Raw genomic sequence first — 23,226 nt, forward strand, 5'->3', positions numbered from 1 at the left:
TGATTTATCATGTTGCGAATAAATCGTAACTTTACTCCTTTAAAAATCACAACAACTTTTTTGCTGAATGTATTTAATATTTGATACAGAAACTACGGGTTTACCAAAAAGCTGGAATGCACCCATTACAGATACTGATAACTGGCCAAGAGCAATACAAATTGCTTGGCAGTTACACGATGAAATGGGAAATTTAATTGAGCATAATGATTTCTTAATTCAGGCGGATGGTTTTAATATTCCTTTTGATGCTGAACGAATTCATGGTATTTCTACGGATTTAGCAAATGAACAAGGAATTACTCTTAGCGAAGGATTAGAATTATTCAATGAAGCTTTGTCAAAAACAAAGTTTATAGTCGGTCAAAATGTTGGCTTTGATGTCAATATTATGGCCTGTGAGTTTTATCGATTAGGAGTAGAAAATAACTTAGAAAGTTTACCAGTTTTAGATACCTGTACCGAGGAAACGGCTGCCATGTGTCAAATTCCAGGTGGTAGAGGTGGAAAGTTTAAGTTACCAACCCTAACAGAATTACACGAACATTTATTTGGTGTAGGATTTAATGAAGCGCATAATGCAACAGCCGATGTGGAGGCAACAACTCGTTGTTTTTTAGAATTATTACGTTTAAAGCATTATCCTTTAGAAAAGTTAGATGTAGCAGACGATTATTATGCTAAGTATTCGGAGAATAACCCGATGCCAATTCAGTTAATCGGACTAAAGCACTTAAACCTAAAAGCAGAAAGTGATAAGATTAGAAAGCGTTTAGCGGCCGAATCTGATGAAGCAACTACACAATCTACAGCTGAAGGTTTAGCGAAGTTAGCCGATGTTCAGTTTGCTCATCTTCATAATCACTCTCAGTTTTCGGTATTACAATCTACCATTCAGATAAACGCCTTGGTTAAAGCCGCAGCAAAAGATAATATGAGTGCAGTTGCTTTAACGGATACTGGAAATATGATGGCTGCTTTTCACTTTACTTCAGCAGTTGCAAATCATAACAAATCAGGGGAGAATCCATTAAAACCAATAGTGGGTTGTGAATTTTTTATATGTGAAGATCATACTGATAAAACTAAAAAAGACAACGGATATCAAGTTGTTTTATTAGCGAAAAATAAACGTGGTTATCATAACTTGGCTAAGATGTCATCTAAAGCATTTGTGGATGGATTCTATTACGTGCCAAGAATAGATAAAGAAGTTGTAAAGCAATACAAGGAAGATATTATTGTTTTAACAGGAAACTTATACGGAGAAGTTCCAAATAAGATTTTAAATGTTGGTGAAAAGCAGGCAGAAGAAGCTTTGCTATGGTGGAAAGAAGAGTTTGGTGATGATTTATATATTGAAATCATGCGTCATGGTCAGGAAGATGAAGATGCAGTGAATAAAACTTTGTTAGAATTTTCTAAGAAACATGATATAAAAATTGTTGCGACCAACAATACTTTTTATCTAGAGAAAGAAGATGCCAATGCCCACGATATTTTATTGTGTGTAAAAGACGGAGAAAAACAAGCAACACCAATTGGTAGAGGTAGAGGATATCGTTATGGTTTACCAAACGATGAATACTATTTCAAGTCTTCTGAGGAGATGAAAAAGATTTTCGCTGATTTGCCAGAAGCGATTAGTAATATTCAGGAGATTGTTGATAAAGTTGAACCTTTTACACTAGCACGTGACGTATTATTACCAGCTTTTGATATTCCTGAGGAATTCCAGGATAAAAAAGATGATGAAGATGGAGGAAAACGTGGAGAGAATAATTACTTACGTCATTTAACGTACGAAGGAGCTAAAAAGCGATATGGTGAAATTACCGATAGTATTCGAGAACGTTTAGATTTTGAGCTTGAGGTAATTGAAAAAACTGGATATCCAGGATATTTCCTAATTGTAGAAGACTTTATTCGTGAGGCTCGAAATATGGATGTTTCGGTTGGTCCTGGTCGTGGTTCAGCAGCAGGTTCCGTAGTTGCTTATTGTTTATGGATTACCAATATCGATCCAATAAAGTACGATTTACTTTTTGAGCGTTTCTTAAATCCTGAGCGTGTATCGATGCCCGATATTGATATCGACTTTGATGATGAGGGTAGAGGTAGAGTGATGGATTATGTAATCCAAAAGTATGGAGCTAATCAGGTAGCACAAATTATTACTTACGGTACCATGGCGGCAAAATCGTCATTACGTGATACTGCCAGAGTATTAGATTTACCTTTATTTGAAGCCGATAGAATTGCAAAGCTGGTTCCTGGGATTAAGCTGAAGAATATCTTCGGAGAAGATGAAAAAAGTAAAGGTAAAGTTGCAGGTTTACGTTCTGAAGAGAAAGAGAATGTAAACGAATTACGTTCGATTGCTGAAGGAGCAGGATTAGAGGCTAATACGATTAATCAAGCAGTTGTTTTAGAAGGTTCGGTTCGTAATACCGGAATTCATGCTTGTGGTGTTATTATTACACCAGACGATATCACCAATTTCGTTCCTGTTTCGGTAGCTAAAGATTCCGACATGTACGTTACTCAGTTCGATAACTCGGTTGTAGAAAGTGCGGGACTTCTAAAAATGGATTTCTTAGGGTTAAAAACATTAACCCTTATTAAAGATACGGTGAAGATTGTAAAAGCACGTCATGGTGTAGATTTAGATCCTGAGAATTTTCCAATCGACGACGAAGAAACGTATGCGTTATTCCAAAGAGGAGAAACTGTGGGTATTTTCCAATACGAATCTCCTGGAATGCAAAAATACATGCGCGAGCTAAAACCAACTGTGTTTGCCGATTTAATTGCAATGAATGCATTGTATCGTCCTGGACCGTTGGAATACATTCCTTCCTTCATTCGAAGAAAACATGGAGATGAGGAGATTCAATATGATCTTCCAGCGATGGAAGAATACTTATCAGAAACTTACGGAATTACGGTATATCAGGAGCAAGTAATGTTGCTGTCGCAAAAGTTGGCAGATTTTACCAAAGGTGAGGCCGATGTACTTCGTAAGGCAATGGGTAAAAAGCAAGCTGCGGTTCTTGCTAAAATGAAACCGAAGTTTGTGGAGCAAGCAAAAGCAAACGGACATGATGAAAAAGCTTTAGAGAAAATTTGGAAAGACTGGGAAGCATTCGCATCTTATGCCTTCAACAAATCACACTCTACTTGTTATGCCTGGATTGCTTATCAAACAGCTTATTTAAAAGCACATTATCCTGCTGAATATATGGCTGCCGTTCTTTCTAATAACATGAACGATATTAAATCGGTGTCATTCTTTATGGAGGAATGTAAACGAATGGGATTAGAAGTATTAGGTCCAGATGTAAATGAATCGTACTCTAAATTTTCAGTAAATAAAGAAGGAGCGGTTCGTTTTGGAATGGCTGCGATTAAAGGAGTAGGAGGTGCGGCTGTAAAAGCAATTATTGAAGAACGTAAAGAAAATGGTCACTATACGTCGATTTTTGATGTAGCAAAGCGCGTGGATTTGCGTGTTGCGAATAAAAAAGCATTTGAAGGTTTGGTATTAGCAGGCGGATTTGATTCGTTTAAAGATACACACAGAGCACAGTACTATGTGCAAGATGAAAAAGGACAAACCTTTTTAGAGCGTGCACTTCGTTTCGGGAACAAGTATCAAGAAAACTTAAATTCTTCACAGGTTTCTTTATTTGGTGAAGCCAGTGATGTAGAACTACCAGAACCAACAATTCCTGAATGTGATACTTGGGGAACGATGGAGTTGTTAGCGAAAGAAAAGGAAATGGTAGGAATGTATATTTCTGCGCATCCTCTTGACGATTTTAAAAACGAATTAAAGTTTTGTAATGCATCTGTAAGTCATTTTAAAGATTTACAAAAATATGAAGGCTTAGGATTGGCTTTTGCTGGAATTGTAACCGATGTACAACACAGAGTTTCAAAAGCAGGAAAAGGTTGGGCAGCATTTACAATAGAGGATTATAACGATAGTTTTGAGTTCCGAATTTTTGGTGAGGAATATTTAAAGTTCAAGCATTTCTTAGTGCCTAATTCGTTTTTATACATCAAAACCATTGTAAAACCTGGTTGGGTAAATAGAGAAGGAGTAAAAGGAGATCCACGTGTTGGTTTTACAGAATTCAATTTACTACACGACATCATGGAAAAAATGTGTAAGAAAATTACCATTAAAATGCCATTGAGTGATGTAAAAGAAGATACAATTAAAAATCTACAACACTTATTTGTTACCAATTCCGGCTCGCACGGTTTACGTTTTGTAATTTATGATGTAGAAGAAAAACTAGAACTAGACGTTCCAAGTAGAACTACTAAAATAAAAATCACCAACGAGTTTTTAGCTGAACTAGACAAACAGCATATTAATTATAAGTTGAATTAAGTTACTTTACAAAGTCTAAAGTCTAAAGTCTAAAGCTGGAAGCATACGTCATTGCGTCCCGAAACTTCGGGAGAAATGGAATGAAGTGATGCTATCTCTCCATTACAAGCAACATGTCACTTCGAGTGAAGTTTAAAAGCGGTAGCGATTAAACTTTGTATCGAGAAGTGTTTGTGAGTTCAATACCTGTTCTCGATACAAAATTGTTTTCCACTACATTCTAATCAATTTCACTCGAACTGACATTCAGTGTAGTTTGTTTTCATTGCTATTAGAATAAGAATTTAGTAAGCAATATTTAATAACAATCTTAATTAGCTGTCAACTCTCTAAACAAGGTCTCTAAATTTTTGTTTTCTGAGTTTAATTCTAAGATTTTTAAACCGTGTTCTTGTGCAAAGTCGAATAGTTTCGGACGCATATCTTCTTCAGTCTCGAAGGTTAAAGTCCAAGAATTATCGTAGTTGTTTTTAATAGTTGAGATGTTAGCTAAACGCTGTAAGAATTGCTCTTCAATTTTATAATCAAACCCAACCTTAATTACTTGTTGATTGCTATCTTTTAATTCTGAAAGCTTCTTGTCGATGACAATTTCACCATTGTTAATAATGATTACACGATCACAAATAGCTTCAACTTCCTGCATAATATGTGTAGAAAGCAATACGGTTTTATCTTTTCCTAATTCTTTAATTAACGAACGTATTTCAACTAATTGATTCGGATCTAATCCTGTTGTGGGTTCATCTAAAATTAACACCTCTGGATTGTGCAGAATTGCAGCTGCTAAACCAACACGTTGACGATATCCTTTTGAAAGTTGATTGATTTTTTTATGAGCTTCTTTATCTAAACCAACTTTACTAATTACTTCTGCAATTTGTTTATTATCTACCTTATGAATATCGGCATGAAATAGCAAATATTCTTTCACATACATATCCAAATACAACGGGTTATGCTCTGGTAGATAACCAATACTTTTTCGTGTTTCGATGCTGTTTGAAATTACATCAATATCATTTACGAAAACTTCTCCTTCTGTAGGTTGAATATAACCTGTTAGGATTTTCATGGTAGTTGATTTACCTGCGCCGTTAGGTCCTAAAAACCCTACAATTTCTCCTTTTTTAGCAGAGAAGGAAATGTTGTTTACAGCCTTTTGCTTACCGTACGTTTTTGTAATTGATGTAAGTTGAATAGACATTTAGTATTGTCATTCCTGTTTTTGATACTGAACTTGTTTCAGTAAATAGGAATCTTTTTTAAGTTAAACTCTATTTATCTCCTTTCGTAAGTAACGAAACTATAATCGTATTTATTTTTTTCGTCAGCTGTAAAATCTTCACGAGCTACTTCTTTCCAGATAGTTTTATCTATTTCTGGAAAAAAAACATCAGCGTCAAAGTTTTCATGAACTATAGTTATATCCAGTTTTTGAACTGAGTTATTTTCGATAGCTTGTTTGTAAACTTGAGCACCTCCGATGATAAAAATCTCATCATCATTTTTAGCAAGTTCAATTGCTTCTTCAATACTACTTGCAATTAAACAACCATCTTTAAAATAGTTGTCGTTGCGAGTAATAATTATAGTAGTTCTGTTAGGTAACGGTTTTCCAATACTTTCAAATGTATTTCTACCCATTAATATATGATGACCAGAAGTAACTTTCTTAAATCGTTTTAAATCTGCAGGTAAATGCCAAATTAAATCATTGTTTTTACCTAGCTCGTTGTTTTTACCGATAGCGGCAATAATTGTAATCATATAAATAGGAGGAGGGTTACATGTTTTTGACCCATTCTTTAATGTATCCTGTTAAATCTCTTTTATCAGTAACGTCTTCAATAGAATTTGAATGAATGTTTTTAATGATTGTTTTAATCGCTAGTAAAACATTTTCATCATCGATTTCAGCTACGATATCGTATATCTCTTCTTTAATTGTGTCTATCTCTGCTAGCATTTTAAATATAGTTGTTTGAGTACTAATTTAGTTAGAATTTGAAAATTTGAGAACCTAAATTTAATAAAAGAACGTTAAAAAATTAAACTGCTACCACACCTTTAATATGAGGATGTGGATTGTAGTTTAATAATTCGAAATCATCAAAAGTAAAGTCTTCAATATTTTTAATATCTGGATTTATTTTCATGGTTGGTAATGGCCTAGGATCTCTAGATAGTTGCAGTTCCAATTGCTCCATATGATTATTGTAGATGTGTGCATCTCCAAATGTATGAATGAATTCTCCAGGCTCGTATCCACAAACCTGAGCCACCATCATTGTAAATAAGGCATAGCTGGCAATGTTAAAAGGTACACCTAAAAAGATATCAGCACTTCTTTGGTACAATTGGCAAGAAAGTTTTCCATCCGCTACATAAAATTGAAAGAAAGCATGACATGGAGGTAAAGCAGCTTTACCATTTGCAACATTATCTGAAAACGATTGTGATGTATCTGGTAAAACGCTAGGATTCCAAGCGGAAACTAACATTCTTCTGCTATTTGGATTGTTTTTTAGTGTTTCAATCACATCTTTTAACTGATCAATCTCGTCACTATTCCAGTTTCTCCATTGGTGACCGTAAACAGGTCCTAAATCTCCATTCTCATCCGCCCATTCATTCCAAATACGTACACCATTTTCTTGTAGGTATTTCACGTTTGTATCTCCTTTTATAAACCACAAAAGTTCATAAATTATCGATTTTAAGTGCAGCTTTTTGGTCGTTACCATTGGAAAACCTTGGTTTAAATCAAAACGCATCTGATATCCAAAAACACTTTTTGTTCCAGTTCCTGTTCTATCACCTTTTTCATTTCCGTTTTCTAAAACGTGTTTCACTAAATCTAAATACTGCTTCATGTTTCGTCTTAATTTTGGGTAAAAATAAAAAAGCACCAACAAAATATGTTGATGCTTTTAAAATTGTTTTCAGCAAGTTATTAACGGAAAACTATGCCCAAATGCATTGACCGAATCCTTGACAATATCCGTAGTCACAGAACTCAAAGCCATTAACTCTTACACAACATTGATTATTTCCTTTGCAATAAGGTCTGTAAACCTGAGATCCGTTAATTTCACTTTGTTCTTTTTTAGAAAGAACTTTAAATCCATTTAAGTTTTTTAGATTTTTCATGTTAAAGATTTATTTTGGTTGATTAATTCTCTTTTTATGCCCAAATGCACTGACCGAATCCTTGGCAGTATCCATAGTCACAGAATTCGAAAGTTGGGCTTACACGAACGCAACATTGGTTATTTCCTTTACAATAAGGTCTCGATATTGCTCCGTTAATTTCACTTTTTTCTTTTTTTGAAAGAATTTTAAATCCGTTTAAGTTTTTTAGATTTTTCATAAATGGGTTGATGTATATGATAAGATTGAAAATTAAAAGACAATCTCATCCAGGTTAATAAAATAAATTACAATGGTTGTATAATGTGTGAAAGTACCTAGAAAAAAGCAGTTCTATTCATGAGAAATACTTAGTCCAATGGTTTTTTCTTTTTTTGTTTTTTCAGAGTAACAAAAACACAGAAAAGTGTTCAGATAGTGGTTATGATTTTTCATTTTATTGGTTTTTCGAGGTGATATAAATATATCAAAAAAACCAATACAAATTGTATCTGATTAAAATTTAATCACAGACATATAGATAACAGTAGGATTTATAAAGGAGTTTTCTATTAGAACAAAAGAATAGCAATCAACCCCATAACTAAGGCAATTAATCCCATTTGAAAGATCAATGAAAAAGTTATTTTAACAACTTCTTTGTCTTCTTCTCTAATGGTGGCTTTTAGTTTATCCGCAATTAATAGTCCAATAGTTGCATCGAATACACCTAATAAAAATACAGAAGACAATGCCGAGAGAAGACTGTTTTCTCTATAAATATATAAACTAAAAACGCCGTAAATAATAAAAGAACCGAATGCCCACCACACATATTCAAATCCTAAAAATCTAGACAATAAGGATCCTAGTATGTCATATACGAAGATGACAGTAAATCCAATCAAAGTTATAATGATCAGTGATTCCACAATATTGGGGGTTTTGTGTTTCTATATATTCTATCCTATAATCATACCAGCTATTGTAGCTGACATTAAAGAGGCAATTGTACCGCCAATTAAAGCTTTCATACCGAATTCCGATAAGGTTTTTCTTTGGCCAGGAGCTAAAGAACCAATTCCTCCGATTTGAATACCAATTGAGGCAAAATTTGCGAACCCACATAACATGTAGGTAGCCATAATAACGGATTTATTATATGTTAAGTGTGTAGCACTAGCAACATTTTTTAGTTCCGCTAATTGTATGTATCCAACAAACTCACTTGCAGCAAGTTTAATTCCTAATAATTGTCCCATTAATGCTGTGTCTTCACTAGCGACACCTATTAACCACATTAACGGAGCAAAGATATATCCTAAAATAAATTCAAGAGAAAAGTTTTCGTATGATGTGTTTCCGGCTATCCATTCGTTTAATCCTGTTATACCACCTACAAGAAACAAACCATAATTTAACATAGCGATGAAAGCAATGAATACTAGTAGCATTGCTGCAACATTCATTGCCAATTGTAATCCTTCTGTTGTTCCATTTGCAATGGCATCTAAAATATTGGAACCTATTTTTTCAGAAGAAACTTTAACATCTGTATTTACTTCTTCTGTTTGAGGGTATAATATTTTTGAGATAATAATTGCTCCTGGAGCTGCCATTACTGAAGCAGCTAATAAATGTTTTGCATATAGTAAACGTAAAGCTTCATCATCACCTCCTAGGAAACCAATATAAGCTGCTAAAACAGCACCAGCAACGGTTGCCATTCCACCTATCATTACCAGAAGTATTTCAGAGCGATTCATTTTTTCTAAATACGCTTTGATTAACAATGGAGCTTCGGTTTGTCCTAAGAAAATATTACCTGCTACTGATAAACTTTCTGCTCCTGATATTTTTAAAACTTTAGAAAGTAACCAAGCCAATCCTTTCACTACCCACTGAATTACACCAAGATAAAACAGCAATGATGTTAATGCTGAGAAGAAAATAATCGTAGGTAATACTTGGAAGGCGAAGATAAACCCAAAAGAACTCATGTCTGAAACCAAGCCAGAAAATAAGAATTCACTACCAGCTCTGGTGAAATCAAGTACCTTAACGAAAATAGCACCTACAAATTCAAATACCTTTTGTACAAATGGTACTTTTAAAACACCAATGGCAATTATTAGTTGAAAAGATAATCCTAATCCTACAGTTTTCCAATCGATATCTTTTCGGTTTGAACTAAATAAAAATGCTATAATTAATAACACAATCATGCCAAGAACTCCTCGGTAGAAACTTTGAAATGTAAAACCTTGACTTTCGATAATCTCATTTGGTTTAACAGTTTCTTCTTTTATTTCTTCGCTACTAGAAGCAGTTGAAGTTGAATTGTCAATAAAATTATACGTGGTGTCTCCTTCGGATATTGATAGTTGATCATCAGTCAGGTTGACAATATTGTAGTAACGCACTGTGTCTTTTGGTTTCGTATAATTAAATATCAGTAAATTATTTTGAGAGATGTAATTTCCATAGGCATATAAACTGTCCTTGCCTTCAAGAAAGTATGAAAACTTACCTTTTTCTAGTTTAAAATAGTCACCTTTATTTATTTGTAATATACTTTCTTTATTGATGTTTTCAATAGAAGAGAAATTCCAGTTTTTTTCAATAGATTGAGCATTTACTACTATTGAAAAAATTATAAGTAGTATCGAAAAGAATTTTTTCATGTTTTTTACGCAGATTTAAGAGCGTTTGTCTATTTCATCTCTAATTTTGGCTGCTAATTCATAGTCTTCATTATTAACAGCTTCGTGTAGTTTTGTTTCAAGTTCACTAGTAGAAAAGATTGAAAAATCATCATCCTCAGAAGAATCCATGTCAGGAATTAATTCAATTTTCTCTAACTCCTCATCTTCTTCGCTGAATTTTTCTTCAGCTTTTAAGTAGATACCAGCCTTATCTAAGATGTTTTCATATGTAAAAATTGGTGTTTGAAAACGAACTGCTAAAGCAATTGCATCAGAGGTTCTAGCATCTATTGACTCTTCAATACCATCTCTTTCACAAATTAAACTTGAAAAGAAAACACCATCAACTAATTTATGAATAATTATTTGTTTTAGTTGAATTTGGAATTGTTCAGCAAATGTTTTGAATAAATCGTGTGTCAAAGGTCTAGGAGGTCGAATTTCTTTTTCTAAGGCGATTGCTATAGATTGTGCTTCAAAAGCACCGATAATTATCGGTAATGTACGAGTTCCATCCATTTCACTAAGAACAAGTGCATATGCACCGCTCTGTGTTTGACTATATGAAATTCCTTTAATAGTTAATCTTACTAAGCTCATGTATCTATCTTCCTACAAAAAAAGCGGCCTCTTTTGGACTGCTTTTAGCGTGCCACAATTTAATAAAAAATATGGGTATGGAAAGTCTTTAGAATAAAAAACCTCAAAAGAATAAAATCTTTTGAGGTTTCTAAATATATTTAACTTTCTAAGCTTGTTTGAAAGCTTTTAATTTTTCGATTAGTTGAGGTACAACTTCAAAGGCGTCACCAACGATACCATAATCTGCAGCTTTAAAGAAAGGTGCTTCTGGATCATTGTTAATAACCACTTTTACTTTAGAGGCATTTACACCTGCTAAATGCTGGATTGCTCCAGAAATTCCGATTGCGATATATAAATTAGACGCAACTGGTTTTCCTGTTTGTCCAACGTGCTCACTATGAGGTCTCCATCCTAAATCAGATACTGGTTTAGAACAAGCAGTTGCAGCACCTAAAACATCAGCTAACTCTTCTACCATTCCCCAGTTTTCAGGACCTTTTAATCCACGACCAGCAGAAACCACTACGTCAGCATCAGCAATAGTTACTGTTCCTGAAGCTTTATCGATAGAAACTGAAGAAACTCCTAATTCTGGTAATGAAGCGTCAAAGCTTTCAGCAGTTCCTGAAACAGCATTTTCATGAGCTCCGAAAGAGTTTTTAGCTACCCCGATTACTCTTTTCGCTGTAGAGATTTCAGTGTTATTAAATCCTTTGTTAGAAAAAGCTTTACGTTTTACAACAAACGGACTAGTACTGCTTGGTAAAGCTACTACGTTTGAAGCATAACCTGCCTCTAGACCAACAGCTACTAAAGGAGCAACAGTTAATCCATCTACACTTGAATCAATGATTACAGTATCAGCTCCTTGAGCTTCACTAGCTTGCTTGATGATAGCAGCATAAGCTTTTGCGTTGAATGAACTTAAATCATTCTTTACTTCTACTACTTTTTCTGCACCGTAAGTATATAATTCAGATGCATCTCCACCATTTATAGTTAAAGCAACAACATTAGTTCCTAATGACTCTGCTACTTTTTTTCCGTATGAAACAACTTCAAAAGCTGTTTTTTTAAATTTTCCTTCCGATGAATCGGCAAAAACTAATACAGACATACTCTTAATTTTTTTAGAATTTTAGTGGATGGTGATTAAACGCACCCACTAAAATGTTTTGATTTTAAATTTAAATTGCTTTTGCTTCGTTGTGTAATAAGTTGATTAACTCATCAACATTATCTACTAATTTTACATCACCTTTTGGTGCTGGTTTCTCAAATGTTTTGGTGTTAGTTGATGCATTAGCTCCAGAAGCTTCAACTACATTTAAAGGCTTTTTACGAGCCATCATAATTCCTCTCATGTTGGGAATTCTAAGGTCTTTTTCTTCAACAATACCTTTCTGACCAGCAACAACCATTGGTAAAGTAGATGAAACTTTTTCTTCTCCACCGTCAATTTCTCTTTCCAAAGTTGCATTTGTTCCGTCAACTTCTATTCCAACACAACCATTCACAAAATTGTACTCTAATAACGAAGCTAACATTCCTGGAACCATTTGGCCATTATAATCAGCAGACTCTTTTCCTGCTAATACTAAATCATAACCGCCAGTTTTTACAACTTCAGCTAATTCTTTAGCAACTAAGAAACCATCGGTTGGTTCCGCATTTACACGAATAGCATCATCAGCTCCAATTGCTAAGGCTTTTCTTAATGTTGGCTCAGTTTCTGCTCCTCCTACATTAACAACTGTTACAGAGGCACCTTGCTTTTCTTTAAACCACATCGCACGAGTTAAACTAAACTCATCGTACGGATTTATTACAAATTGAACACCATTAGTATCAAACTTAGTGTCGTTTTCAGTAAAATTGATTTTTGAAGTGGTATCAGGTACATGACTGATACATACTAATATTTTCATATAGGTTTGTTTTAAAAACACTTAATTTCGAGCCACGAATTTAAGCATTTTTTTTGATTTATTATGCATGCATAATAAATTTATGAATAAAAATATGCGAAAAACATATGATTTTAACATTCTGTTAATTTCGTTAATAGTAATTTTTTTACTTTTGCAAATTAAATAAACAACTACTAGAATAAAATACATATGAAAACAGTACAATTTAGAGAAGCTATTTGCGAAGCAATGAGTGAAGAGATGCGTCGTGATGAAAGTATTTATCTAATGGGAGAAGAGGTAGCTGAGTATAATGGAGCATACAAAGCTAGTAAAGGAATGTTAGATGAATTTGGAGCTAAACGTGTTATTGATACACCAATTGCAGAACTTGGTTTCGGTGGAATTGCTGTAGGATCTGCAATGAATGGAAACAGACCTATTGTAGAATATATGACATTTAACTTCTCGTTAGTTGGTATTGATCAAATTATAAACAACGCTGCTAAGATTCGCCAAATGAGTGGGGGACAGTTTAATTGTCCAATCGTATTCAGAGGGCCAACGGCGTCTGCAGGTCAATTAGCAGCTACACACTCTCAAGCATTTGAAAGTTGGTATGCAAACTGTCCTGGTTTAAAAGTTATCGTTCCATCTAATCCATATGATGCGAAAGGTTTATTGAAAGCTGCTATTAGAGATGATGATCCGGTTATTTTTATGGAGTCTGAGCAAATGTATGGTGATAAGATGGAGATTCCGGAAGGGGAATACGTTTTACCTATTGGTGTTGCAGATATTAAAAGAGAAGGAACTGATGTAACAGTTGTTTCTTTTGGGAAGATTATTAAAGAGGCATACAAAGCAGCAGACGAATTAGCAAAAGAGGGAATCTCAATTGAGGTTATTGATTTAAGAACTGTTCGTCCAATGGATCATAAAACAATTTTAGAGTCAGTTAAGAAGACGAATAGATTGGTAATTTTAGAAGAAGCATGGCCATTTGGAAGTGTTGCTTCAGAAATTACGTTTAGAGTACAAGATGAAGCATTTGATTATTTAGATGCACCAATAAAAAGAATTACAACAGCTGATACACCAGCACCTTACTCACCAGTTTTATTAGAAAAATGGTTGCCAAACGCTAAAGATGTAGTGAAAGCAGTAAAAGAGGTGTTGTATATCAAGTAAGATATTGATAATTAGAGAGATGATAATTGTAGAAAATCCTTTTAGTTCATTAACTAAAAGGATTTTTGAAGTAATAAACCTATGAAATTAAAAACAACAGCGCTACTCTTTTTTACGAGTTTACTATTAAATGCGCAATTAACACTAAGGGGAACGGTAGTTGATGAGTATGACAATCCCTTACCTTTTGTAAACGTTATTATTAAAGGAACTACACAAGGAACTACTACCGATGATGAAGGAAGATTTGCATTTAGAACAAAAAAGAACAGAGGTGTTTTAGAAATTTCTTTTGTAGGTTTTCAAACACAAAGTATAAAGGTTACGAGAAAGACAAAGTATCTAAATATTGTGTTAAAAGAAGGTACCGATGTTTTAGAGGAAGTAATTGTTGTAACTAAACCAAAGAAAAGACTTAAGAAAAAAGAAAATCCAGCTTATCGAATTTTAAAAGAAATTTGGAAACGAAAAAGAAGGAATGGAGTCGATTTGGTAAATCATTATCAATTTAAAAAGCATAAAACCATAGAGATTGGTCTTAATAACTTAGATACCGCATTTATTAAAGGTATATTCAAAGATCAATATAAACAAGCGATAAGTGAAATTAAATATGATAGTGATGGAATTAACTATTACATCCCTATTTATTTAAGTGAGCAAATATCTAAAGTATACGGGAATAATAAATCGAGTAAAGTTCGAGAAGATATCGTTGCTGAAAAGGCTGAGGGGTTAGGTGCACAAGGTTTTGTTTTCGACCGAATGTCCATGACATTTCAAAACATTGATGTGTTTAGAAATAATATTACTCTTTTACGTAAATCTTTTGTTAGTCCGTTATCTACGGATGGATTTGCAACCTATGATTACGTATTATATGATAGTATTGTAAAGAATGATAAGAAACTCTACAATATTTATTTCTTCCCAATTCGCGATCAAGATTTAGCTTTTAAAGGAAATTTTTGGGTAGCGGATAAAGATTTTACCATTAAGAAACTTCGAATGGAAGTCGTCAAAGGGGCAAATCTAAATTTTGTAAGAGGTTTAACTTTCGAAAAAGAGTTTGAAGTACGAAATGATAGTATTTATATTCCTACAAGAAATGCCTATGAAGGGGATTTCACTTTCTTAGATAAAAATGATGCTAATAAAGGTTTAACGATAAAAAAGACAATCAATTACGAAGATTATTTGTTAGATAAACCAAAGTCTGAGGAATTTTATGATTTTGAAACTCAAAAAATTCGTCCAGATCAATACTACAAATCAGCAGAATATTGGGAAAAAGAACAAAAAGAAGATAACGAGGATACTTATAAACTTATTACTTCAGTTAAGAGTAAGAAACGTATTAAAAAAATCACTGGTTTTATCAATACCATTTCAAGTGGTTACATTAATATAGATGCTTTAAATATTCAGTTTGGGCCTTTTTGGACTGCTCTTGCGAATAACGAAGTTGAGGGATTAAGAACTAGAATAGGTTTTAGAACTTTCAAAACCAAAGACGACCGTTTTAGATTGGCGGGTCATTTGGCGTATGGTTTTAAAGATAAAGAATTCAAATACGGTTTGGAGGCAAAGTATTTATTGTCTTATCAACCTAGAATAGCTGTTAGTGCGGCTTATCAAAAGGATGTTGAGCAATTAGGAAGTTCACTTTTCAATACAACTCAGTTATTAGGAAATACATTTGGTTCTACTGCGTTATTCTCAAGAGGAAACAACTTCTTCTTATCTAATGTAGAAAAGTATGCAACAAATTTTGACTACGCTATAAATAATAATTTTAGAATTGGGTTTAATTTATCTCATTCCAGAATTAGCTCAGCAAGCCCAGAAAACTTCTCGGTAAGTTATCGACAAAATCCAGGAGATGCAAATTTTGTTTCTTCTGTTACTGATGTCGCCTCAGATATGTATATATCATTCACTCCTGGAAGGTTTGTTTACGGTTTGGGAGTAGAACAGCGTTATGGTAGAAATGTGTTTCCAACGATTGTTGTTAATTATCGTCATGGTTATAAAGGAGTTTTAAATGGTACTCACGATTACGATAGAATTCAAATAAAATACAACCAACCTATTTTACTAGGGAAATTTGGGTTGTTGGATACTACAGTTGAAGGAGGGAAAACCTTTGGAGAAGTTCCGGTTTCATTAATGAATGTCATTCCAGCAAATCAATCTTTCTCGCTCGTACCAAATACTTTTTCATTATTGAACTTTTATGATTTTGTAACTGACGCTTATGTATCTACTCACTTAGAGCATCATTTTAATGGATTTATTTTAAATAGAATTCCTTTGGTTAGAAAATTAAACTTAAGGAGTTTATTAACTTTCCGTGCTGCTTATGGAACCGTTTCTGACGAAAATAGAGCTTTAAATGACGGTGTCGTTAATAGTTCAGGTATTCAAAACATTCCATATAACGCTCCAAATAAAGTGTATTATGAATACGGTTTCGGATTTGAAAATATTGGGTATGGAAACTTACGTTTTTTAAGAGTTGATGCTATTTGGAGAAGTGATTACAATGCGCCAGCAAATAGTATTGCTGTCCCAACTCCAAAGTTTGCCATCCGAATTGGTATTAAACCAGGACTTTAATCTTAATTTAACCAAAAAATAACTCTTAAAGTTTGTGTGTAAACTCTAATTTATCAGTATTTTTGCAATCCGATTTTTGAAACGAAGTAAAAATTATGACAGCAAAAGAGAAGCAAACTGTTGATGTATTAATAGAAATACCTAAAGGAAGTAGAAATAAATACGAATACGATTTTGATTTAAAGAAGATTCGTTTTGATAGAATGTTATTTTCTTCAATGATGTATCCTGGAGATTATGGTTTCATCCCTGAAACTTTAGCATTAGACGGAGATCCTTTAGATGTATTAGTATTAGGAGCAGAACCTACTTTTCCAATGTGTGTTATGGAAGTAAAACCAATTGGTGTTTTCCATATGGCAGACGAAAAAGGACCAGATGAAAAAATTGTATGTGTACCAGTTTCTGATCCAATTTGGAACAAGTACAACGATTTATCAGATTTAAACCCACACCGTAAAGAAGAAATTACTCACTTTTTCCAAGTATATAAAGATTTAGAAAAGAAAAAAGTTGATGTTGGTGGATGGGGTGATGCAGACGAAGCTTACGACATTTTAGATAAGTGTATCGCTCGTTACGAAGAAAGTGAACACAAAGAAAAAGGAAGCTTTAAAATCTAAGATTCCAATTATAATATATTCAAGCTCATTACATAAGTAATGAGCTTTTTTTGTTTAGAAGATGATTTTGTTATATTTAGGGCAACAAACTAATCAAATAATTATAAATTATGGAATCAAACATGGTGTTTTTGCCAATAATATTGGCTGTTTTAGGATTGATTTTTATGTTCATCAAAATGTCTTGGGTAAAAAAGCAAGATGCAGGAGATGAAAAAATGAAATCAATTTCAAAAAGTATTAAAGAAGGAGCTTTAGCATTTTTAAATGCAGAATATAGGCTCCTTTTAATATTTTCAATAATAGCTTCGGTAGCACTATTCGTTATATCTCAAATTGTTGATACAACACACTGGATCATTGTAATTGCTTTTATCATTGGAGCAATTTTTTCTGCTTTAGCTGGTAATATTGGTATGAGAATAGCAACAGATGCAAATGCTCGTACTACAGAAGCGGCTAAAACAAGTTTGCCTAAGGCTTTACAGGTTTCTTTTGGTGGAGGAACTGTAATGGGGCTTGGAGTAGCTGGTTTGGCAGTTTTAGGATTGAGTCTTTTCTTTTTACTTTTTGTTTCAATGTTCGTAACTGGAGAAGGAAGTTTTTATAATGAAATGACAGTTGCTTTAGAGGCGTTAGCTGGTTTTTCATTAGGAGCTGAAAGTATTGCTTTATTTGCTAGAGTTGGTGGAGGTATTTATACAAAAGCGGCTGATGTTGGGGCTGATTTAGTTGGTAAAGTTGAAGCAGGAATACCTGAAGATGATCCAAGAAACCCAGCTACAATTGCTGATAATGTTGGTGATAATGTTGGTGATGTTGCAGGAATGGGAGCGGATTTATTTGGAAGTTATGTAGCTACTGTTTTAGCTGCAATGGTTTTAGGAAACTATTTAATTAGAGATATGTCTGCTACAACTCAGTTTACAGATGCTTTTAATGGAATGGGACCAATTTTATTACCATTAGTAATTGCGGGAGTTGGAATTGTAGCTTCTATCATTGGAACATTTTTAGTGAAAATTAAAGATAATACAGCTAAAGAACCTGAGGTTCAAAAAGCATTAGATTTAGGTAACTGGGCATCAATAGTAATTACTTTAGTAGCGAGTTGGTTTTTAATCCGTTGGATGTTACCAGAAACTTTACAAATGAATTATTTCGGTGAAGGTTTAAAAGCAGTTCCTTCGCGTCATGTGTTTTACGCTTGTATGATAGGTTTAGCAGTTGGAGCATTAATTTCAACAGTAACGGCTTACTATACAAGTCTTGGTAAAAAACCAGTATTAGATATAGTAAAAAATAGTTCTACAGGAGCGGCAACAAACATTATTGCTGGTTTAGCTGTAGGAATGAAATCTACTTTCTTGTCTGTGATTTTATTCGCAGCGGCTATATATGGTTCGTATGCATTAGCTGGATTTTATGGTGTAGCATTAGCAGCTTCTGCGATGATGGCTACTACAGCAATGCAATTGGCAATTGATGCTTTCGGACCGATTGCAGATAACGCAGGTGGAGTTGCAGAAATGAGTGAATTAGAAGATCATGTTCGTGAAAGAACAGATATTTTAGATTCTGTAGGAAATACGACTGCAGCTGTTGGAAAAGGGTTTGCAATTGCTTCTGCAGCATTAACAGCATTAGCTTTATTTGCTGCTTATGTTACGTTTACAGGAATTGATGGGATTAACATTTTTAAAGCAAATGTTTTAGCAATGTTATTCGTCGGAGGTATGATTCCAGTAATTTTCTCTGCATTAGCCATGGAATCTGTAGGAAAAGCTGCTATGGAAATGGTACAGGAAGTTCGTCGTCAGTTCAAGGAAATTCCTGGAATTATGGAAGGAACAGGTACGCCAGATTACGCAAAGTGTGTTGATATTTCTACAAAGGCAGCATTAAAAGAAATGATTTTACCAGGTTTAATTACCATAATTACTCCAATTATTATTGGGTTATTATTTGGAGCTGAACCACTAGGAGGTTATATGGCTGGTGTATGTGTTAGTGGTGTGATGTGGGCGATTTTCCAGAATAACGCTGGTGGTGCTTGGGATAATGCCAAAAAATCATTCGAAGCAGGAGTTGAAATCAATGGAGAAATGACATTTAAAGGTTCTGATGCTCATAAGGCTGCGGTAACTGGAGATACAGTTGGTGATCCGTTTAAAGATACTTCTGGTCCATCAATGAATATTTTAATCAAGTTAACATGTTTAGTAGGTTTAGTAATTGCTCCAATTTTAGGCGGACATTCTGCAAATACACACAAGAAAGCTAAAGAAATCAGAGTTGAAATGAAAGACGCTGGTGGAGATCAAGTAAAGGCTAAAATCACTGTTAAAACTACTGAGAATGGAGAGACTAAAACAGAAGTTAAAGAAGTAAAAGGAACAGATGAAGAAGTAAAAAAAGAGATTGAAAAACACGAATAAGATTCCTATAATATTTGAAAGCCATTGTGAAAGCAATGGCTTTTTTTATATACTAATTTTTGCTGTGTTCTTAACTTCTCCAATCATAAAGGAACTTTGCGTACTACCAATATGTTTAATCGTAGTAAGCTTATTTACCATAAATTCTCGATATTCTTCCATGTCTTTTACGTATATCTTTAAAACATAATCATAGTCTCCACTAATATGAAAACATTCCGAAACTTCATCTAACTTCAAAATTTCACTTTCAAAAACGGATAAGTATTCACGAGAATGTTGAATCAACTTCACTTGACAAAATACAATGAAGGATTTATCTACTTTTTTAGGATCAACTTGAGCGATATATCGGGTAATTATTTCCGCTCTTTCTAATTTTTTGATTCTTTCAAATACAGCAGTAACAGATAAATTTAGTAATAAAGATAGTTGCTTGTTTGTACGTTTACTATCCTCCTGAAGCAGGTTTATCAGTTTTTTATCAGTGTTATCAAGTTTCATATTGAAAATATTTCTATAAAGCTAGGTATATTTTAATAAATAATGAATTTTAAATTACGTTTTATTGTATTTGTAGAATTAAAAACTATATTTATTTAATAATATTGAATTTAGTTAGGTTTTTGTTTTGTTTTGAGTAAACAAAAACTATTTTCTAATGAAATTTAAACCAGCTAATAAAATTCAAGATTTACAATACTTTGGGGAATTTGGTGGTGTAAACCCTTCAATTTCAGATTCATCAACATATACATTCCTTTCTGCGAAAACCATGTTCGATACATTCGAAGGAAACGCAGATGGGTGTTATTTATATTCTCGACACACATCTCCTTCTAATTTGTATTTAGGAGAAGCTTTAGCAGAGATGGAAGGTACAGAAACCGCAAATGTTGCTGGGTCAGGAATGGGAGCAATAACGCCTGTACTATTACAATTATGTGGAGCTGGTGATCATATCGTTTCTAGTAGAACTATTTATGGAGGAACCTATGCATTCCTGAAAAATTTTACACCAAAACTAAATATCAATACAACTTTTGTTGATATTACAAAATTGGATGTTGTTGAAAACGCAATTAATGAGAATACAAAAGTTTTGTATTGTGAGTCTGTAAGTAATCCGTTGTTAGAAGTTGCAGATATTCGTGGATTAGCGGCTTTAGCAAAAAAGTATAACTTAAAATTAGTAGTAGATAATACATTTTCTCCTTTATCGATTGCGCCGGCACAAATAGGAGCAGATGTAGTTGTGCATAGTTTAACAAAATTTATCAATGGATCTTCAGATACGGTTGGAGGTGTTGTTTGCGGTACTCAAGAATTAATTGATAATTTGAGAAATGTAAATGACGGAGCATCGATGTTGCTTGGTTCTACGATGGATAGTCTAAGAGCAGCTTCTATTTTGAAAAACATGAGAACATTGCATATTCGCATGAAACAACATAGCAAGAATGCAATGTATTTAGCTGAAAAGTTTGAAGAAGATGGATTGAAAACTGTTTATCCTGGTTTAGCTTCTCACCCTTCTCATGAGTTGTTCAAATCGATGATGAATGAAGAGTACGGATACGGTGGAATGTTAACCGTTGATGTTGGTTCTTTAGAGAAAGCAAATGAGTTAATGGAGTTAATGCAAAATAAAAACTTGGGATATTTAGCAGTTAGTTTAGGCTTTTACAAGACATTATTCTCTGCACCAGGTTCATCAACTTCTTCTGAAATACCAGAAGATGAACAAGCGGACATGGGATTAACAGATGGTTTAATTCGTTTTTCAATAGGATTAGATAATGATATCGAACGAACTTATGAAATGATGAAAGCTTGTATGAAAGAAGTTGGGGTTCTATAAATTTTCTTTAAATGAATGAATTACTAACATTCGGGATTTTATCTTTCACGTCTTTTTTTACTTTGATAAATCCACTTGGTACAATGCCTATTTTTATGACGATGACGGCTGATTTGGATCAGACGCACAGAACAAAAACAGCACAAAAGGCATCAATAGTTAGTTTTTTTACAATTATTGTTTTTGCTTTTTCGGGGCAATTATTATTTAATTTCTTTGGGATATCAGTTAATAGTTTTAGAATAGTTGGAGGTGTAATTTTCTTCTTAATGGGAATGGATATGTTACAAGCAAGATTGGGTAAAGTAAAACTAAAAGATTCTGAAATTAAATCTTATGTGAATGACATTTCAGTAACTCCGTTAGCTATACCAATGATATGTGGTCCTGGAGCATTAACAAATGCAATAGTTATGATGGAAGATGCAAATTCTATTCAAAAAAAGACAGTATTGATTTTAGCTACTTTATTAGTCATTATAATTACTTATATAATTCTTTATAGCTCTTCAAAGATTATTAAGATTTTAGGAGAAACAGGAATTAACGTTATGATGCGACTCATGGGATTAATCGTTATGGTAATTGCAGTAGAGTTCTTTTTTAGCGGATTGAAACCTATTCTATTGGATATCCTAAATACGTAATTTAAACCTCGTTACGACGAGGTTTTTATTTTCCTTTTAGTCTTTCCCAAATAAAATTAATTAAGTCCGAAGGAGAACTGTCTTTAAAGCGATCTACGTCATTTTTATATTCCCATCGTTTCCCGTTTTTATACAGTCTAAAACCAAAAACAGAACTACTACTAGCATCATTTTTAATTAGTGGATATCGTAAATCATTATATCTAAATTCTCCATTTGGTAATGAAGCTAAGTTGTAATAATCGTTACTAAACCAAGTTAATTTCTTCAAATCGAGATCAGACATATCTAATATCTCTTGATTTTTAGGAACTGAAATAAAATCTGTAGCTAGAGAGTTTTTATCAAAAATTGAATAATATCCTACTTTATAATCTATTTCGGTTTCAGCAACTCCATACCAAAGAATATTATTTAAAATTGATGGCTGAACAGTAAAGCGATTATAGGTAATTCCAGCATTTTCAAATGATTTTTCAAAAACGTCGTCAACATAAAACTTATTGAAAATAGTAAGTACCATGTATATTGAACTCACATAGATTCCTGCTTTTAACCACCAATTACGTTTTGATGTTCCTCTTCGATAAAACATAAGAACAATCAAACTAATTAAAAAGGGAAGTGTGTATAATGGATCAGCAACTGCAATGTTATTAAAAGCCACACGATAGTCGGAAAAAGGCAAGAAAAGTTGTGTTCCATATGGTGTAAAACAATCTAGAATTGGGTGCGTAAAAATAGATAGGAAAAAGAGCCAAATCCAATCTTTGTGTGTTGTAGTATCTTTTCTTTTTCCATTATTGTAGAGCCAATAGGTAATATATCCAAAGAAAAATGCTCCAATAATAGCAAAAGGAATGGAATGCATGAAACCTCGATGAAATATAAGCTGATCAATAGAATTTGAATAGAAAAAACGTCCAAGAAAAACATCTAAATCAGGAATGGTTCCGCCAATGGCTCCAAATAATAATGCTTTGTTTCCAATCTTTTTTCCAAGAGCAATTTCTCCACAAGCAGCTCCAAGTACAATTTGAGTTAATGAATCCATATAAATACAAAAGTAGCAAACGGTTTTCACTTGCGTAAGTCTTAACAAAATCGTAACAT

The 23,226-nt window shown here is 33.4% G+C and carries 20 protein-coding genes; 7 read left to right on the top strand and 13 right to left on the bottom strand.

Annotated elements, in window-relative coordinates; translation table 11 throughout:
• The first annotated feature begins 67 nt into the window (after nucleotides 1-67).
• Entirely contained in the window at nucleotides 68-4,402 is a 4,335-nt protein-coding gene (gene dnaE, locus ACOSP6_RS12890) for a DNA polymerase III subunit alpha (protein WP_422094318.1), read from the top strand.
• Nucleotides 4,403-4,712: 310 nt separating this feature from the next.
• On the opposite strand, the gene gldA is transcribed toward dnaE, so the two are convergent.
• The 11 genes from gldA to ACOSP6_RS12945 form a co-directional block, all read right to left on the bottom strand.
• Complete coding sequence (gene gldA / locus ACOSP6_RS12895; RefSeq protein ID WP_422094319.1) at nucleotides 4,713-5,609, bottom strand: gliding motility-associated ABC transporter ATP-binding subunit GldA; 897 nt, start codon at nucleotides 5,607-5,609, stop codon at nucleotides 4,713-4,715.
• 74 nt (nucleotides 5,610-5,683) lie between these two features.
• Nucleotides 5,684-6,172: a dihydrofolate reductase gene (locus tag ACOSP6_RS12900; RefSeq protein ID WP_422094320.1), complete on the bottom strand. Its 489-nt coding sequence runs from the start codon at nucleotides 6,170-6,172 to the stop codon at nucleotides 5,684-5,686.
• Nucleotides 6,173-6,188: 16 nt separating this feature from the next.
• The gene (locus tag ACOSP6_RS12905) at nucleotides 6,189-6,371 is read right to left on the bottom strand and encodes a hypothetical protein (RefSeq protein ID WP_422094321.1); all 183 of its coding nucleotides are present in this window, start codon (nucleotides 6,369-6,371) and stop codon (nucleotides 6,189-6,191) included.
• A gap of 82 nt (nucleotides 6,372-6,453) precedes the next feature.
• Nucleotides 6,454-7,278 carry a thymidylate synthase gene (locus tag ACOSP6_RS12910; RefSeq protein WP_422094322.1) on the bottom strand — a complete coding sequence of 275 codons (825 nt, stop codon included), beginning with the start codon at nucleotides 7,276-7,278 and terminating at the stop codon, nucleotides 6,454-6,456.
• Nucleotides 7,279-7,369: 91 nt separating this feature from the next.
• Nucleotides 7,370-7,555 (bottom strand): hypothetical protein, encoded by a 186-nt coding sequence (locus ACOSP6_RS12915; protein WP_422094323.1) that lies wholly within the window; start codon nucleotides 7,553-7,555, stop codon nucleotides 7,370-7,372.
• Between the two features lie 34 nt (nucleotides 7,556-7,589).
• A complete protein-coding gene (locus ACOSP6_RS12920; RefSeq protein ID WP_422094324.1) occupies nucleotides 7,590-7,775 on the bottom strand; it encodes a hypothetical protein in 186 nt (61 codons plus the stop codon).
• A gap of 331 nt (nucleotides 7,776-8,106) precedes the next feature.
• The gene (locus tag ACOSP6_RS12925; RefSeq protein ID WP_422094325.1) at nucleotides 8,107-8,466 is read right to left on the bottom strand and encodes a hypothetical protein; all 360 of its coding nucleotides are present in this window, start codon (nucleotides 8,464-8,466) and stop codon (nucleotides 8,107-8,109) included.
• Nucleotides 8,467-8,496: 30 nt separating this feature from the next.
• Nucleotides 8,497-10,218 carry a NupC/NupG family nucleoside CNT transporter gene (locus tag ACOSP6_RS12930; protein ID WP_422094326.1) on the bottom strand — a complete coding sequence of 574 codons (1,722 nt, stop codon included), beginning with the start codon at nucleotides 10,216-10,218 and terminating at the stop codon, nucleotides 8,497-8,499.
• 15 nt (nucleotides 10,219-10,233) lie between these two features.
• Nucleotides 10,234-10,839 carry a bifunctional nuclease domain-containing protein gene (locus ACOSP6_RS12935; protein WP_422094327.1) on the bottom strand — a complete coding sequence of 202 codons (606 nt, stop codon included), beginning with the start codon at nucleotides 10,837-10,839 and terminating at the stop codon, nucleotides 10,234-10,236.
• A gap of 148 nt (nucleotides 10,840-10,987) precedes the next feature.
• Nucleotides 10,988-11,941, bottom strand: coding sequence for an electron transfer flavoprotein subunit alpha/FixB family protein (locus tag ACOSP6_RS12940; RefSeq protein WP_422094328.1), 954 nt, complete (start codon nucleotides 11,939-11,941; stop codon nucleotides 10,988-10,990).
• A 70-nt stretch (nucleotides 11,942-12,011) separates the two neighbouring features.
• A complete protein-coding gene (locus ACOSP6_RS12945) occupies nucleotides 12,012-12,752 on the bottom strand; it encodes an electron transfer flavoprotein subunit beta/FixA family protein (protein WP_422094329.1) in 741 nt (246 codons plus the stop codon).
• Between the two features lie 192 nt (nucleotides 12,753-12,944).
• Between ACOSP6_RS12945 and ACOSP6_RS12950 the strand changes: the two genes are divergently transcribed.
• The 4 genes from ACOSP6_RS12950 (at nucleotide 12,945) to ACOSP6_RS12965 (ending at nucleotide 19,605) form a co-directional block, all read left to right on the top strand.
• A complete protein-coding gene (locus ACOSP6_RS12950) occupies nucleotides 12,945-13,925 on the top strand; it encodes a pyruvate dehydrogenase complex E1 component subunit beta (protein WP_422094330.1) in 981 nt (326 codons plus the stop codon).
• An 81-nt stretch (nucleotides 13,926-14,006) separates the two neighbouring features.
• Entirely contained in the window at nucleotides 14,007-16,544 is a 2,538-nt protein-coding gene (locus ACOSP6_RS12955) for a DUF5686 family protein (protein WP_422094331.1), read from the top strand.
• Between the two features lie 95 nt (nucleotides 16,545-16,639).
• Nucleotides 16,640-17,167 carry an inorganic diphosphatase gene (locus ACOSP6_RS12960; protein ID WP_422094332.1) on the top strand — a complete coding sequence of 176 codons (528 nt, stop codon included), beginning with the start codon at nucleotides 16,640-16,642 and terminating at the stop codon, nucleotides 17,165-17,167.
• A gap of 110 nt (nucleotides 17,168-17,277) precedes the next feature.
• Nucleotides 17,278-19,605 carry a sodium-translocating pyrophosphatase gene (locus tag ACOSP6_RS12965; RefSeq protein ID WP_422094333.1) on the top strand — a complete coding sequence of 776 codons (2,328 nt, stop codon included), beginning with the start codon at nucleotides 17,278-17,280 and terminating at the stop codon, nucleotides 19,603-19,605.
• Between the two features lie 45 nt (nucleotides 19,606-19,650).
• On the opposite strand, the gene ACOSP6_RS12970 is transcribed toward ACOSP6_RS12965, so the two are convergent.
• Nucleotides 19,651-20,109 carry an Lrp/AsnC family transcriptional regulator gene (locus tag ACOSP6_RS12970; protein ID WP_422094334.1) on the bottom strand — a complete coding sequence of 153 codons (459 nt, stop codon included), beginning with the start codon at nucleotides 20,107-20,109 and terminating at the stop codon, nucleotides 19,651-19,653.
• Between the two features lie 157 nt (nucleotides 20,110-20,266).
• Here ACOSP6_RS12970 and ACOSP6_RS12975 point away from each other — a divergent pair, with 157 nt between their 5' ends.
• Nucleotides 20,267-21,466, top strand: a complete 1,200-nt coding sequence (locus tag ACOSP6_RS12975; RefSeq protein WP_422094335.1) for an aminotransferase class I/II-fold pyridoxal phosphate-dependent enzyme — start codon at nucleotides 20,267-20,269, stop codon at nucleotides 21,464-21,466.
• 11 nt (nucleotides 21,467-21,477) lie between these two features.
• Entirely contained in the window at nucleotides 21,478-22,113 is a 636-nt protein-coding gene (locus ACOSP6_RS12980) for a MarC family protein (RefSeq protein WP_422094336.1), read from the top strand.
• Nucleotides 22,114-22,138: 25 nt separating this feature from the next.
• Here ACOSP6_RS12980 and ACOSP6_RS12985 read toward each other — a convergent pair whose 3' ends face one another.
• The gene (locus ACOSP6_RS12985; RefSeq protein ID WP_422094337.1) at nucleotides 22,139-23,167 is read right to left on the bottom strand and encodes a metal-dependent hydrolase; all 1,029 of its coding nucleotides are present in this window, start codon (nucleotides 23,165-23,167) and stop codon (nucleotides 22,139-22,141) included.
• Nucleotides 23,168-23,226: the final 59 nt, after the last annotated feature.

The organism is Tenacibaculum sp. MEBiC06402 (assembly GCF_049239625.1).
In the GTDB taxonomy this organism is placed as follows: domain Bacteria; phylum Bacteroidota; class Bacteroidia; order Flavobacteriales; family Flavobacteriaceae; genus Polaribacter.

Coding starts and splice junctions, on each gene's coding strand:
- gldA (WP_422094319.1), bottom strand. CDS start 5,609: ATGTCTATTCAACTTACATCAATTACAAAAACGTACGGTAAGCAAAAG.
- ACOSP6_RS12950 (WP_422094330.1), top strand. CDS start 12,945: ATGAAAACAGTACAATTTAGAGAAGCTATTTGCGAAGCAATGAGTGAA.
- ACOSP6_RS12920 (WP_422094324.1), bottom strand. CDS start 7,775: ATGAAAAATCTAAAAAACTTAAACGGATTTAAAATTCTTTCAAAAAAA.
- ACOSP6_RS12960 (WP_422094332.1), top strand. CDS start 16,640: ATGACAGCAAAAGAGAAGCAAACTGTTGATGTATTAATAGAAATACCT.
- ACOSP6_RS12955 (WP_422094331.1), top strand. CDS start 14,007: ATGAAATTAAAAACAACAGCGCTACTCTTTTTTACGAGTTTACTATTA.
- ACOSP6_RS12910 (WP_422094322.1), bottom strand. CDS start 7,278: ATGAAGCAGTATTTAGATTTAGTGAAACACGTTTTAGAAAACGGAAAT.
- ACOSP6_RS12970 (WP_422094334.1), bottom strand. CDS start 20,109: ATGAAACTTGATAACACTGATAAAAAACTGATAAACCTGCTTCAGGAG.
- ACOSP6_RS12935 (WP_422094327.1), bottom strand. CDS start 10,839: ATGAGCTTAGTAAGATTAACTATTAAAGGAATTTCATATAGTCAAACA.
- ACOSP6_RS12965 (WP_422094333.1), top strand. CDS start 17,278: ATGGAATCAAACATGGTGTTTTTGCCAATAATATTGGCTGTTTTAGGA.
- ACOSP6_RS12915 (WP_422094323.1), bottom strand. CDS start 7,555: ATGAAAAATCTAAAAAACTTAAATGGATTTAAAGTTCTTTCTAAAAAA.
- ACOSP6_RS12930 (WP_422094326.1), bottom strand. CDS start 10,218: ATGAAAAAATTCTTTTCGATACTACTTATAATTTTTTCAATAGTAGTA.
- ACOSP6_RS12980 (WP_422094336.1), top strand. CDS start 21,478: ATGAATGAATTACTAACATTCGGGATTTTATCTTTCACGTCTTTTTTT.
- ACOSP6_RS12900 (WP_422094320.1), bottom strand. CDS start 6,172: ATGATTACAATTATTGCCGCTATCGGTAAAAACAACGAGCTAGGTAAA.
- ACOSP6_RS12905 (WP_422094321.1), bottom strand. CDS start 6,371: ATGCTAGCAGAGATAGACACAATTAAAGAAGAGATATACGATATCGTA.
- ACOSP6_RS12945 (WP_422094329.1), bottom strand. CDS start 12,752: ATGAAAATATTAGTATGTATCAGTCATGTACCTGATACCACTTCAAAA.
- ACOSP6_RS12975 (WP_422094335.1), top strand. CDS start 20,267: ATGAAATTTAAACCAGCTAATAAAATTCAAGATTTACAATACTTTGGG.
- ACOSP6_RS12985 (WP_422094337.1), bottom strand. CDS start 23,167: ATGGATTCATTAACTCAAATTGTACTTGGAGCTGCTTGTGGAGAAATT.
- ACOSP6_RS12940 (WP_422094328.1), bottom strand. CDS start 11,941: ATGTCTGTATTAGTTTTTGCCGATTCATCGGAAGGAAAATTTAAAAAA.
- dnaE (WP_422094318.1), top strand. CDS start 68: ATGTATTTAATATTTGATACAGAAACTACGGGTTTACCAAAAAGCTGG.